The 14070-nt window shown below is 37.7% G+C and carries 12 protein-coding genes; 1 reads left to right on the forward strand and 11 read right to left on the reverse strand.

Annotation, left to right across the window (positions count from 1 at the left end):
• Positions 1 to 159: 159 nt before the first annotated feature.
• The 4 genes from QBE53_16940 to QBE53_16955 form a co-directional block, all read right to left on the reverse strand.
• Positions 160 to 615, reverse strand: coding sequence for a hypothetical protein (locus QBE53_16940; protein WZL81462.1), 456 nt, complete (start codon positions 613 to 615; stop codon positions 160 to 162).
• Complete coding sequence (locus QBE53_16945) at positions 602 to 1393, reverse strand: AAA family ATPase (protein ID WZL81463.1); 792 nt, start codon at positions 1391 to 1393, stop codon at positions 602 to 604. The genes QBE53_16940 and QBE53_16945 overlap by 14 nt, the downstream gene beginning before the upstream one ends.
• 4 nt (positions 1394 to 1397) lie before the next feature.
• On the reverse strand, positions 1398 to 1880 hold the full coding sequence (locus tag QBE53_16950; protein WZL81464.1) for a UPF0158 family protein: 483 nt from the start codon (positions 1878 to 1880) through the stop codon (positions 1398 to 1400).
• A gap of 113 nt (positions 1881 to 1993) precedes the next feature.
• Entirely contained in the window at positions 1994 to 3112 is a 1119-nt protein-coding gene (locus QBE53_16955; GenBank protein WZL81465.1) for a DEAD/DEAH box helicase, read from the reverse strand.
• A 131-nt stretch (positions 3113 to 3243) separates the two neighbouring features.
• Here QBE53_16955 and QBE53_16960 point away from each other — a divergent pair, with 131 nt between their 5' ends.
• Positions 3244 to 5502 (forward strand): sensor domain-containing diguanylate cyclase, encoded by a 2259-nt coding sequence (locus QBE53_16960; GenBank protein WZL81466.1) that lies wholly within the window; start codon positions 3244 to 3246, stop codon positions 5500 to 5502.
• A 5-nt stretch (positions 5503 to 5507) separates the two neighbouring features.
• Here QBE53_16960 and cls read toward each other — a convergent pair whose 3' ends face one another.
• The 7 genes from cls to QBE53_16995 form a co-directional block, all read right to left on the reverse strand.
• The gene (gene cls / locus QBE53_16965; protein WZL81467.1) at positions 5508 to 7106 is read right to left on the reverse strand and encodes a cardiolipin synthase; all 1599 of its coding nucleotides are present in this window, start codon (positions 7104 to 7106) and stop codon (positions 5508 to 5510) included.
• Between the two features lie 4 nt (positions 7107 to 7110).
• On the reverse strand, positions 7111 to 7278 hold the full coding sequence (locus QBE53_16970; GenBank protein ID WZL81468.1) for a hypothetical protein: 168 nt from the start codon (positions 7276 to 7278) through the stop codon (positions 7111 to 7113).
• Positions 7279 to 7393: 115 nt separating this feature from the next.
• Positions 7394 to 8323: an RsiV family protein gene (locus tag QBE53_16975; protein ID WZL81469.1), complete on the reverse strand. Its 930-nt coding sequence runs from the start codon at positions 8321 to 8323 to the stop codon at positions 7394 to 7396.
• Position 8324: 1 nt separating this feature from the next.
• A complete protein-coding gene (locus QBE53_16980; protein ID WZL81470.1) occupies positions 8325 to 8816 on the reverse strand; it encodes an RNA polymerase sigma factor in 492 nt (163 codons plus the stop codon).
• A gap of 68 nt (positions 8817 to 8884) precedes the next feature.
• A complete protein-coding gene (locus QBE53_16985; GenBank protein ID WZL81471.1) occupies positions 8885 to 9340 on the reverse strand; it encodes a MarR family transcriptional regulator in 456 nt (151 codons plus the stop codon).
• Positions 9341 to 9418: 78 nt separating this feature from the next.
• Complete coding sequence (locus QBE53_16990) at positions 9419 to 11629, reverse strand: methyl-accepting chemotaxis protein (GenBank protein ID WZL81472.1); 2211 nt, start codon at positions 11627 to 11629, stop codon at positions 9419 to 9421.
• Between the two features lie 141 nt (positions 11630 to 11770).
• On the reverse strand, positions 11771 to 14056 hold the full coding sequence (locus tag QBE53_16995; GenBank protein WZL81473.1) for a glycoside hydrolase family 2 TIM barrel-domain containing protein: 2286 nt from the start codon (positions 14054 to 14056) through the stop codon (positions 11771 to 11773).
• Positions 14057 to 14070: the final 14 nt, after the last annotated feature.

The following is a 14070-nucleotide window of genomic DNA, read 5'->3' on the forward strand; positions in this document are numbered from 1 at the left end:
ATATATCAAATACCTATCTTACATAGTTTCCCATGCTTTTTATCTATAGAACAACTCCTGTATTTTTAAGATAAAATAAAAAAGAACCTTTACAATTTTTTAATTGCTCCAGTTCTTTATCCTCGACAAATGTCGCACAATAACTATATACTTTTTTGATTAAAGCAAATAGCTTGGCAAGCTCGATTGAATGGATGATACCATCTTGAACTTCTCCTCATGAATCGAGGTAGCTTGCAGATCGCTTTGTTCCAGTTTGCTTTGTTCCAGCTCTTCTCCCAATTCATACACCTGCTCTAGAGATAGCCCTTGAATCACTTGGCAAAAAACGGTATCCATCTTTAGATCTTTTGCCACTGCCAGACGCTTAGCGCCGGAGATGACCACTAATTCCTGAGACTTATCCACATAAACAATGATGGGAACCAACATTGTCCACTTTTCAATGGACTTTTTCAAGGTTTTGTCCACTTCTACTTCTTGCGTTACCTGTAACTGGTCTATTGGAACTTGCTGAAGGCTTACCTGTATCCCCGAACTTTTCTTAATATCTCCAGGAAGCCGTGCCGCTCCACCATCATTCACCCGCTTTAAACTTCCCTTACTTATGGACATGCTTAACAACCTCCTTTGCCAGTGCATTATATTCATGCGCTGAACGCGCACTTTTCTTGTAGGCACCTACAGGCTTTGAATTTTCCTGTGCCCACTCAATCATACTATCCACACGGATATATGTATCAAAAACATGTGTATCATTCAACTCACGGAGACTTTCAAGGGTTTGTTTAAAGTACTTTTTGTTGGTATTGACTTTGGTCATCGCAATTCCTAATAAGCCAAGGTCCGGATTCATCTGACGAATCGCCTGTAAAAATTCAAACATATTGGCTAGACCAAACAAGCCCCAAGGACTGGCCTCAACAGGAATAACCACCTCATCTGAGGCGCACAACAAGTTAATGACCCATGTACCTAAGGTCGGCGGTGCGTCAATCAATATGTAATCGTAGTCCCCACTGGTTTGAAGTGACTGGAGGCACTTTTTAACAATAAATTCTCTCTGCCACTTGGTAAAAAGTTCATATTCAATACCACTGATAAGGGTCGAAGAAGGGATGATATCCAGATTCTCATAGTCTGATGGATAGACATACTCCGTCAAATCTTCTTGCTTACTAATGGCAACATAGAGGTTTTTTTCGCTCTTAGCAATGTCTAAAACCCTCTCTTCTGATAAAAAAGACAGGGATAAATTCAACTGCATATCTCCATCCACCATAAGCACGCGTTTGCCCTGTTGCGCCAGAGCATATCCAATATTTGAGCATGTTGTGGACTTTCCGCTGCCGCCTTTGTTGTTTGCAAAACAAATCGTTTTTGTTGTTTTCATGTCCTTAAGCGTCTCCTTTTTTGTCCGTTTTCGTATATTCAATATGATGGGTTTTACACCACCCTCGTGCAAGTTCTTCGTAGCGCGTTTTTTTATAGGTCTTCCATTTTTGTTCAATACCATATTCTTTGATTTTGTCGGTAAAACCTGTAAGGGCTCCATGGGTTTCAAGGATTTCCCATAAGGCGTGACTAATATCTTCTTGTTGGAGGGACATGGCAAATCGTTCCATAAACCGATACCCATTGATATCACTTTTTAGGGGAAGCTCTATAAACGCGCCAACCGGATTTTTGATTAACTCCCGAGCAAACAAAACCCCTTCTTGATATGCCTTTGGAATATGCGTAAGATCTTTGCCGCTTTTGGCATAGTGAACTTCTGTTTCGGTTATTTGAACGACAGATTTACTTCTAACATGATAGTAGTAATGACAATGCTCATCTTGATTTTCAATGCCTTCAACAACATCTTCTAAAGTAATCATGCGCTCACCGCTTTCATATGTGATGGTATGTACTTGTTCTTGTCAAATATATCTTATCTATATTCTAATCTCATCTATAGATGATTACAATAGGTAATATGGGGTTTTTCGCTTTAACACCTATGAATCTTTTTTCCTTGAAACTGCTCAATACGCTTCAAAAATACTTGTTCATCCTTACTGCACAAAGAAATTGCTCGCCCTTTTTCTCCTGCCCGTCCCGTTCGACCAATCCTATGAATATAGGTCTGTGGTACATTAGGAATATTAAAATTAATAACCATGTCTAATCCATCGATATCAATGCCTCGCGCCGCCACATCCGTAGCAACGAGCACTTGAATCTCCTTGTTCTTAAACATTTCAAGAGTTTTGATGCGCTGAGATTGATTGATATCCCCATGGAATGCACGTGTGCGAATGTTGTTTATATTAATACTTTTGGCTAATTTATCTGCTTTTTTCTTTGTTCTTACAAAAATTAATACGGATGTGTTCTTTTTTTCTTTTAAAATATCAATGAGTTTTTCAGCTTTATGTGTTTCTTCCAGATAATATACTTCTTGAATGATTTTAGGCTGATTCTTTTTCTCAGGCTTAACTTCGATATGTACCGGATTGTTGAGAAAAGACGCGGCCAGTGTCCTTATTTCTTTTGGCATTGTCGCTGAGAACATTAAGTTCTGACGACTTTTTGGTAACATGGCTATGATCGATTTGACATCTTCGACCATGCCCAGCTCAAGCATACGGTCTGCTTCATCAAGTACAAAAACCTCAATCGCTGATAAGTCTATGCTTCCTTCTTCAATCAGTTGTCGTAACCGCCCTGGCGTTGCCACAAGGATACTCGGCTCTTTTTTGAGAACTTTCATATGTCGCTTCGGTGTCACCCCTCCAAAAATAACCCCGGTTCTAATTTCTGTCCATTGACCGTATATTCGAAAACTCTCTCCGATTTGAATGGCTAGTTCACGTGTAGGAGCAAGCACGAGCGCTTTAATCCGATTGAAAGCATGTGGATCTGTTGTCACTTTAACGTATCGATTGAGAATTGGCAACGCAAAAGCCGCTGTCTTTCCGGTTCCGGTCTGGGCACAACCAATTAAATCCTGCCCCTCTAAAATAATTGGTATCGCTTTTGTTTGAATCGATGTAGGGGTTTTGTATGCCTGACTTTTTATCGCTTCAACTAATTTTTCATCTAAATTAAATGTGTTAAATAATGTCATCTTCTTTTTCCTTTTCTTATTCACTGGTTTATGCCGCCTAAAAAATCATGGAAGTAATCGCAAAAATATACTATAATGACTATAGTATAACCTATAAACTTTCACATCACAAAATAGTTTAGGGGATTTTTATGAAACAAAAAAAATTGTTAATTCTTATAAGTATATCACTTTGGTCAATAATTTTCTTGGTTGGCTTATTACAGCTACCCCTACAAGAAAAACTCGCAACAAATACTCTAGGTCTCTCGCTTTATGATGATATACTTGTGACCAAAAATAATACCATAAGCCCAGAAGATTTTATTTTTGCTTTATCTAAAAAAAACGTTCCTTTGGAGCTTTATAAAGACACGAACTATGCCGCTACATTATCTAACGATACTTATTGGTTCCTATTATCCGGCGACAAGTTTACAGACTTCATTCACTCTCCTGAGCACGCCTTGTCCCTTGTTCAAATTGCAAAACCTCAGCTTGACCATCTATCGGTCTATCTGTTAGACGATTCATATCAAGTACTTGACACTTTTTCTATGGGAAGAAAATTTTCTTACTATTCCCGACCTCTAAATCATCGCGACTACATTGTGCCTATTGATAACGCCTCAAAAGTAGACAGTGTTTTATTCCAGGTGAAAACCGATAGCTATCTACAATTTCCTGTCACATTATGGCATGAACAAGATTGGCTCAACTTTTTGCACCTTGACTTATTGGGTCATGGTCTTTTTTATGGTGGACTACTGGTCATGTTTATTTATAATTTAATTCTTGGCATCTCCCTCAAGGATAAAACTAATACTTACTTTTCTCTGTTTGTTTTTTCTTTTATCCTCATGCAGGCAACATGGGATGGTTTTTCCTTTCAGTATTTATGGCCAAACAACGGCTTATGGGATTTAATGGCCAATCCACTAAGTATTCACTTTGCCAGTCTCTCCTTCGTCTTATTTTCAGCCCATTTACTAACAACCAAAAAAACACCCCATTCCTTAATCTATTATAGTATTATATGTACGCATGTTCTTGGGATGTTATTGACCTTTTTATTCTCTAGTCATGTCAGCGTATATATCGCTATGTTTAATGCTTCGCTCACTCTTTTTTTCTCCTTTTACCTATTGTACAAAAAAGGATTGCGTCACCGTACAGAAATTCTTTATCTTATGGCATGGCAGTTTTTTTTAGGTGCTAACCTGCTAAATATATTGTCCGGCGTCAAGCTTCTTCCCTATACCATTATCACCGCCACGGCTCCAAAGTTTGCCATTATCGGATTAGTCGCCTTATTTAGTCTCGCATTGTCGGAAAAATTCAATACCATAAAGTATTTAAACGGTGTTGAAACCGAAAAGCGCAAACTCCTTAAAACACTCAATCACATGCACAAAAAAATTTCTTCTACACAAAATCTTCACACAATTTTTAGCCATCTTCTAAATGAATTTGGCAGCATGACAAAATTTGAAGACGGTTTAATTGTTTTAATTGATCAAGACATGCTTACGTGTGATATCTACAGCAAAGATACACAAACAACGGATATGATTGAGCTCTCACCTACACAGCTAGATCAGCTTAATACTCTGATTCACGCAAAGCATATCAGCAATCTGACCAAAGACGTCTACTCTTCTTCCAATGCCTACGAAGATATTATCGATATATTTTTGACCTCCAACACCAACCAAGTCAATAGTGTGTATCTTATTCCACTCATTAATCTTGGAACGCCCATTGGTTTTGTTCTTCTAAAATCAAAGGTCTATCGCCATCTTGATGCAATAACCAAAGAGACCATTAATAGTTTCGCCTCACAAATTGCAATTACTCTAAACAATACCCGCTTATTTAATAAGGTCACCTATCAGGCACATTATGATGACCTAACTGGTGCATATAATCGGCGGTACTTTCTCGAATTAGCCCAAAAAATAATAACAGAAATACCTTCCAACGAACATATCTCTGTTATTATGATTGACATTGACGATTTTAAACATGTCAATGACACTTATGGTCACATTGTCGGTGATAGTATTTTACAAGCTTCAGTTAAGCGAATCACTTCACTTCTTGATTCTTCAAGCGTCTTAGGTCGTTATGGTGGCGAAGAGTTTATTATCTTGCATCACGCACACGATGCAAAAGCGATTCACCCGTTGACCCAAAAATTACTAACCCAATTTTCCAATGAGCCATTTATCGTTCCAAGCAATCAAAAAAATCTCAAACTGCAGATTACTATTAGTATTGGGGTTGCTACTTCAAGGCATTTTCACTCCATTCATGAACTGACAGACAAAGCGGATGCCTTACTCTATCAAGCAAAAGCGAATGGTAAAAACACCATTTGCTATTCAACCCGGGATTCCTTAGCCAAATAGCGTTATCACATAAGCGGTGCAAACAGCTTTAATATGCGCCCTGTTGCTTTCATAAAAATATTGTACTCTTTAATATCGGTTAATGTAACGCATTGGGAGCGCTGCATCGTGTCGATAAAGTCTTTTTCAACCTCTGCAATACTTGTTGTCTCTTCCATATATAGTGCGCACTCAAAGTGATGATATAAGCTACGATAATCCAAATTAATCGTTCCGACTACACTTCGAACATCATCACTAACAAAGACTTTTGCATGTATGAAGCCGGGAGTGTACTCATAAATCTGCACCCCTGATTTTATGAGTTCTGCATAATAACTTCTGGATTGTGCAAAAACCATTTTTTTATCTGGAATATGTGGTAAGATTATTTTTACATCAACACCCCTTTTTGCCGCAAACTTTAACGCAGATAGCATCTCTCCATCAAGAATAAGATAAGGGGTCATAATATGAACATAATCCTTTGCTCGATTAATAATATCCATATAGATCATCTCACCTACCTTATCACTATCTAGCGGCGAGTCGCCAAATGGAAGAACATATCCTTCGTTAACCGTATCTAACGGTTTTGCCCTGTATTTATCCTGCATATAGTGTCTTTGCCCTTCATTCACATTCCACATCTGCAAAAACATCATTGTAAAGCTATTAACCGCTTCACCTTGAACCATAATAGCGGTATCTTTCCAATGTCCATAGACTTCTTTTTTATTAATATATTCATCCGCCAAGTTAATACCGCCTGTAAATGCCACGTTGCCATCTACCACTAATATTTTTCTGTGATCTCTATAATTATAATGGGTTGATAGAAAAGGTCGAATCGGGGCAAACATTTTACAAGCGATACCTAATGCTTGTATTTTTTTAGGATAATTATGGGGTAATAATGCAAACTCACAGGTTCCGTCATACATCAAACGAACCTCAACACCTTGCTTGGCCTTATCTGCCAATATTTTTAAAATTCTTCCCCACATATATCCTTCATCAATAATAAAGTACTCCATAAAAATATACTTCTCAGCTTTTTCCAACTGACTAAGCATGGCTTCAAAAGCCTCTTCTCCTATAGGAAAGTACTGTGTATGAGCCCCTTCATAGATTGGATAGCCACCTGCACTCTCGGTATATGTACTCAGGTTGTACAGGCTTTTATTGGTTTTTTTTAAGTTGTTCTTCACATTTTTTTGTGCCACCAACTGTGACTGTGATTCTTTGATAATCGTCTTTAAGCGCTTCTTAAGTGCTCGATGTCCTACATCCTTTTGAATGATAATATATAAGACGCCTCCAAAACCCGGAAGTAGTGTAATTGTAGCAATCCATGCCAACATAACATTCGTTCCGTGATCTGAATTCATAACATAGATGACCATCGACAGTGTAAACACCAATAAGGTTCCTACCATAAATGGAATCACACTTTCTAAAAACATAAAAATATTCACCAGCAAAACAATTTGCGCTAACAAGATAGCTATGACAATGCCTGTGCGTCCAAAGAGCATACGTAAAACACCACGCTTGCCCTTCTCCAAAAGAAGAATCTCACTAATCTTTGAATCGCCCTTGTGTTTTGATGTTGTTTTTTCCATATACTTAATCCTCTTTGTTTTTACTAATATATAGGTTAAATGCCTCTGTTCCTTTTTTCAGAAAGTTAATTGCTAAAACCATCACATAAACACTTAATCCGACAACGCCTAAAATAATAACGAAGTATATAATAAAAAAAATTGCACTTCCTATTCCAAATACATTACTCATGTTTGCTCCTCCTTCATATGAACTGTTTTTTATATTTTATCCTTTAACACGAAAAAAAGCAAGAAACGTCATCCGCCTTGCCTTTTTTCGTTGATCTTATATGGACACTTCCTTGCTATTTAAAATAATAATCGTTGACAATGATGGACTCAATAATTTCTTTTGGAATAACAAATTCAACAACGCCCATATATCCAGGAGCAGCTTCATACTTGTCAAATGAGATGACAAGTTGATGGTCTTGATTAATGTAAAATGTCTGATCCGGTTTTATCTTTTCAAATTGTGCGAACTCATCATCCCCTACCCAATATATAAGACTATCATCTTGTTCCATCTGTTGCTTCATATCTTTGATGATATAGTCACTAATGATGTCTACATAGGTTTCATCTTTAAATAGTCCCGGCAAAGTAAGAATATAATCATTAACCTTATCCACCGTATCATACTGCATCGTTGTCGAGGATGAGCCGACTGTATTAACATAATATCTTGAGATAACTAAAAGCTTTTCATCATCAACGACAACTTCATATCCACTATCAATGCCCATGTGTCCGCCGCCATTTTCTTCCAAAACCTTCATATCTTCCACAAACGTCTCATACAGGGCTTTACTCTCCTCCTGATATTTTTCATTGAGGTATGTAAGCGTTTCGCTAGTTTGGTCTTCTCCCTCTATGCGTATTACTTCATCTGAATCGGTGTTATTGGCTTGATCCGCTTCCACATTTTCTACAATCTGCGGAACATCAATCTGTGCATGATAACCGTCTTCTTCAATCTGATAGCTCTCTACAGTAATAACATCAACAATAAGCCCTATAAAAGGAAGTTCACTCATTTTTTGCGCAAGAACGGTGTTTGTATTTAAAGTAATAATACATGCCACACCTAATGCAGCTACCACACCAAGGCGCTTGTAACTTCGAAATAGCCGTTCTCTATTGGCTTGTTTTATTGCTTGCTTCACTTTAAAATCTAATTCTTTGGGTATCTCAACACCCTCATATTTTTTGCGTTCATTATCCATCCAGCTCATTTTAAATCTCCTTCTCATTAAGTGATATTTTTAAGGTATCTAATGTTCTATACAGCTTAGTTTTTACTGTATTCACATTTTCATCCATCACCGATGCGATTTGTGCAAACGTCATTTCTTCAAAATATTTTAGCCGAAGAACTGTCTGTTCGTAAAAAGAAAGCTTTGTTAAGGCGTCTTCCAAATCAGGGTTCTCATACGAATCATAGCAAGGCTCCATCTGCTGTTCAATCTCCGCATCCGTCGTCGGTAATTGACGCTGTTGTTTACGTAAAAAGTCATATGTCGTCGTTGTCATAATTCGATAAAACCACGGCTTCACTTTGTCCGCATCTTCAAGCTGTCGGCACTTTTTTAATGCCTTAACAATACTATCTTGAAGAATATCCATTGCATCTGTCGGATTTTTGATCATGCCATAGACATAGCGATAATGCGCTTGTTGATTTTCGATAAGATATGCTTCTACGTTTTTTCGATTTGTCTTAAACATAGGTTTGCTCCTTTATTTTTTTGTCTATACTATATAGACGCATGAGCTGGAGAAAAAGTTTTAAAATATTAAATTTTCAAACGTTTTGTCATATGATACACTTTATCAATCGCCTCGAAGTATTCTTGTCGCTGAGCATCGCTAAATTGCCCAACCAGTTGATTAATGTAGCTTAGATGGTGTTCTTTAAACTTCATCGCCTCTTCTTGCCCTAGTTTTGTTAATTCAAGATTATAGATACGCTTATCTTTTTTGTCTTGAATCTTTTGAATATAGCCTAACTTTATCAGCTTTCTTGCCACCGGTGTAAACGACCCTTTTTCAAGATTTAAGCGCCTGCTCACTTCAGACATCGTCAGGTTTTTGTGGGAACTTAAGATAACTAACGTTAAGATATGAGTGTGAAAAAGATGCTGTGGATGTTCATAGTGACATGTAAATGAACGAAAAAAAACATGTTCAACTAAATGTTTTAGATTAAAAATACCTTCTACAGATTTATAGAGTTCGTGATGCTTGTTCATGATAATCCCTCCGCATATACTGTTTCGTTAGATTTCTAACTTTTGCACAATCGTAGCACCGATGAAGATAAAAGTCAATTATTCAATAAGTGTAAATCCATTAACGATATTGCTCATATTTGTTGCCGTTACAAAAATAGCATTGGACAACTCATGAATTTGATTTGTTTCCTTAAATATGTGACGAATATTTTCCAATACTTGTTCACTGTGCATCTGTGATTTTGACGCCCCCTCTTGAAGGTGGTAGGATGTTGCATCCATTTCTTGATCAATACTATTAAAATCAACTGTCTGTGATTCGATAAGTTCTGCAATCTGGGATGTGTTTTCAGAGACTTCTGTAATCTGTTTTGAAATATTTTTAAACGTCTCTATTGTCTCTTGAAGCGTCGTGCTCTCATTCACTACTTTTTTTCCAATTTTTTGAATATTACTATTTGTATTGACTGTCTCCTTTTGAACATCTCCAATCAATTCACTGATATATACGGTTGCCTGAGCACATTCAATCGCTAATTGCGATATGTTTTTTGCAACCACTCCAAATCCTTTTCCCGCTTCTCCTGCACGGGCTGATTCAATGGTTGCGTTGAGTGCCAACAGTTGTGTCTGCTTTGCAATCTTATCAATCGTACTTACTACGGCACTTATTTTCTGTGAATATTGGTTCAGCATTTGCATACTGGATGTTGTATTTTCCATTTCTTGCTCCAATTGATGCATTGTCATCAACGCCTCGTTGGACGTATGTATGCTTTTTAATGCATCTGCATTCGTATCTTTCATACGTTCTTCTATCGTCCCAATCGTTTGTGCAATAGTTGTCGCCTCTTGCCTTAACTTTGTAAATTTGTCCTTTGTCGCTTCAAACACCTGGTTTTGTTGTTGAAGGCTTTCAATTATTTGTTGCACGCCGTTGGCAACTTCAGGGGTTTGCCTCTCAATGGATCCACTTAAATCTTTTAATGCTTCCGACGTCTTTTTGGATGTGTCTGCAACGGTTCCTGCACGTTTTATCGTTTGCATCTGGCTACTTAAAAACTTATTAAACCATTTGGATACTTCACCGATTTCATCATGGTGAGCAAAGGGCAGGCGAAGCGATAGATCACCTGTTCCATCTGCAACCTTTTGCAAGATATCAATAATGTTTTTTATGGGTTTTACTAAAACAAAACGTGTAACTAACGCCATCGCAATAACATTAATGCACCAAGGAAGCATCAATAAACCCACATTAACATCCGTGTCTACTTTACTCCATCCAATCCATTGGAATAAGAAAAGTCCAATATTAATTGCACCAATAAGCATTGGCAGTTTTAGGTTCAAGCTTGTGAACTTATAGATTTCATCGATATCCCCTTCGCACATCATTCCCCATACTTCGTCACTATATGGTGGACGTATAACTAAGCCCTTGCCCCCTACCAAAATATGCCGATACTCCGGATAGCCCGGCCAAGCCTCTATGTTACTCCCTTGCTCTATGGTTTTTTGAACCCCTTCATGCAATTGTCCTGTTGCAGGGTCATTAAAAACGATTTCAAACTCTGTATGCTTTTTTATTTGTACTTTTCCCCATTTTTTTGTGCGTATACCTTCTTTTAGATTGTCCCCTAATGTAAATGTGCTATCTTCAAAGCGGCTCCGTGAAATCGCCGTTCCTGCCTGAATGTTTCGTGAGGATTCCACCATAAAAAGATAGTTATCCCCTGATTCTTTAAACACATGGGTATCTTCCGCTTGAATAACATCACTCATGACATCATTTGGTATACGACCACATAGGACTCCTTTGCTCTTTGTTCTACTGTCATAGATCGGCATTGCAAACATCAACGTCACTTCATCAAAAAACTTTGAGCAGCAGTTACCAACGGCAACTGTATGTGGATCACTATAGGGACCATACATGTAATAATTGCCTTCAATCGCTTTTTGAAAATATACTGTTGCTTTTAGATTCTCACTCCATCGAACCGTACTAGAGGATTGGCACACCTCTCCCATTGTATTAATAATAAAAAATTCCGAAAATTCTCTAAACTGCTGTTGCTTCTCTTCAAGCACTAGCTTTAATCCATGATAATCCTGATCTTTTTCATGTTCTTTTTCATGTTCAAAATAGTTATGCACACTATCTTTTACCAACTCTAGTTGCATCCATTTGTCTTCAAACCAATGGTTTAATTCCCGTACCCGTCCATTGGCAATTCCTTCAAAGACGCGCTCGGTTTTTTCTTTTAGCTTTGGATTCATGCGGTATTTTACCCAGTTTTTCATTCTGCTCATCCTTCCTATTTGTATTAAAAAAAGGCAAAGGAAGTCGTTAATCGACTCCTTTGCCTTTCAAATAGTATACCTGAGTTAAAAAATCATGTCAAGATTTCGTTTTGTACATAATTAGCACTACATGTTGTACTTCTACTTTTCGATTTGAATCAATTCAGTGTTTAATCGATACAGTATATTCTCATTAAACATCTCTCCATCCATCTGCGCTAAAAGTTCAATACTCATTCCCGCCAACATGCCAAACATTGGTTGTGTCTCTACCTGCCCCAAAAATTGATGGATAATTTTTTTAGTTGCATCATTTTCGATTAGCTCCCCAATTGCATCTTTAATCGAAAACATACCTTCTAGGAAAATCAATTCTCCAGTCTCCATCGCTTCCATATCTTCCGGTAGTGTAAACCAGTTCGATACAAGAGACCCTTGTTCTTCAGGTCCTGTATAACTTGGATTTTCTTGTTGAACACCAATAAATGTTGCTTGATCGGTATAGGTTTTTTCATCACCTGTGACGGTTGCACAAACTACTACTTTATTGATTCCTTGTTGAACAGGCACCTGGCTAAATATTGCTTTCTTATCTTCACCAACGACACATGTTTCTACCCATTCTCCACAAGTCAGCTCCACTTTATCACAGTTTGTATAGACTTTGATATCCATTGTTTCTTGATGTCTTTCCACATAGCGCTTTGACGTTATATGAACAAATTTTTCTGCTGACCATTGCGCCTTGTACATATAAAAGGCATCTTTTTTTATACGGCGATCATATGTGATAAGACCTTTGTTATTACGCCCTTTGACGCCTCCCTCATCACGGATATTGGCACCAAAGTCAAACATGTTCCATACATATGTTGCCCATAAGAACGGACGCTCTTTGAAAATTTTCCAAACCGTTTCATGAAATAAGCTATGATATTCTTCAGAATAATCTTTTATCTGTGGTTCATCACTATGATATTCAATAATGCCTTCTGCGCCATACTCAGAAACACATAATTTGACACTTGGAGCATTAATTCTAAACGCATCTAACCACGTTGCAAAATCTTCGGTCTTTCCCTGATACCATCCATAGTATTTATTATATCCGACAACATCCGTCATCGTATTGTATTCGTCTGTATCTTTGACCATCATCACATTCGCCATTGTAGTTAGACGTGTTGGATCTTCTTGTTTTGTCAGTGCATTGAGCTCACGTACCACTTGACGAATTTCCGGACGGTCTCCACCAATTTGGATCTCATTTTGAACACCCCAAAAGCATATGGATGCGTGGTGTAAATTCTGACGCACTAATTCTCGCATTTGTTGTTTGGCATTTTCACCTGTTAATTCGTTCTTGGACATGACTGAGATAAAAGGAATCTCCGCCCAAACAATCATTCCCCTTTGATCACATAAATCGTAAAAATATTGATCATGCTGATAATGTGCAAGACGAATCGTATTCGCACCGATTTCTTCAATCAAATCCATGTCTTGTTGGTGATCTTCGCGTGCAATCGCCCATCCTTTACCCATACGATCTTGATGGCGTGATACACCATATAGGCGATAAGCCTCTCCATTAAGATAAAACCCCTTGTCAACATCCACATGAAAATAGCGAAGACCAAGTGATTGGGTCACCGTATCTTTTACTTCATTATAGCTTTGCAATGAAGCTTGAACCGTATATAGATAAGGATCTTTTATTCCGTGCCATAAGTGTGGATGCTCGACTTCAATACATGTCACAACCTCCGTCATACCTTTAGCTTCCAATGCTACTTCGTTAGCACTATATGCAACTATTTGTCCTTGTGCATCTAAGATTTCAATCCAAAGACGTACTTTTTTATCTTCTTCCCATGCATTAACAATCTTTGCATTGATATCAATAACTGCTTTGTCCTTTGACACTTCTTTTTGAAAAAGGGCAAGTCCCGATGTGGCGTGGTCTAACAATTCAAAGTGTAGTCGATCTGTTACAATCAATTGTACATTTCGATATATTCCACCAAAAAAGCTAAAATCAGCCATCTGCGGATATACATCATCATAGATTTGATTATCCACCAATACAGTTAACTCATTATCGGTTCCTGCATGTAAATATGGTGTTATACAAAACCGAAACGTTGAGTATCCCCCTTTATGTTCTCCTACCAATGTATCATTCATATAGACTTTTGCAATGCTGTTAGCCCCTTGAAACTCAACAAAAACTTCTTTCTCCAACTCTTGTTTTGTTATTGTCAGTGTTTTGGAATATCTACATTCTCCGCGGTAATAGTCAAACCCATTAGCTCCATCTATGGCATTCCATGTATGTGGCAAATCTACCTGTTCACTTTGTGCCAACTCTTCTTTTGGATATTGGGTAAATAGCCAATTATCATTAATTTCTTTAATTATTCGCATGTTTTTCACCTTTC

This window comes from Vallitaleaceae bacterium 9-2 (assembly GCA_038396585.1).
In the GTDB taxonomy this organism is placed as follows: domain Bacteria; phylum Bacillota; class Clostridia; order Lachnospirales; family Vallitaleaceae; genus UBA1351.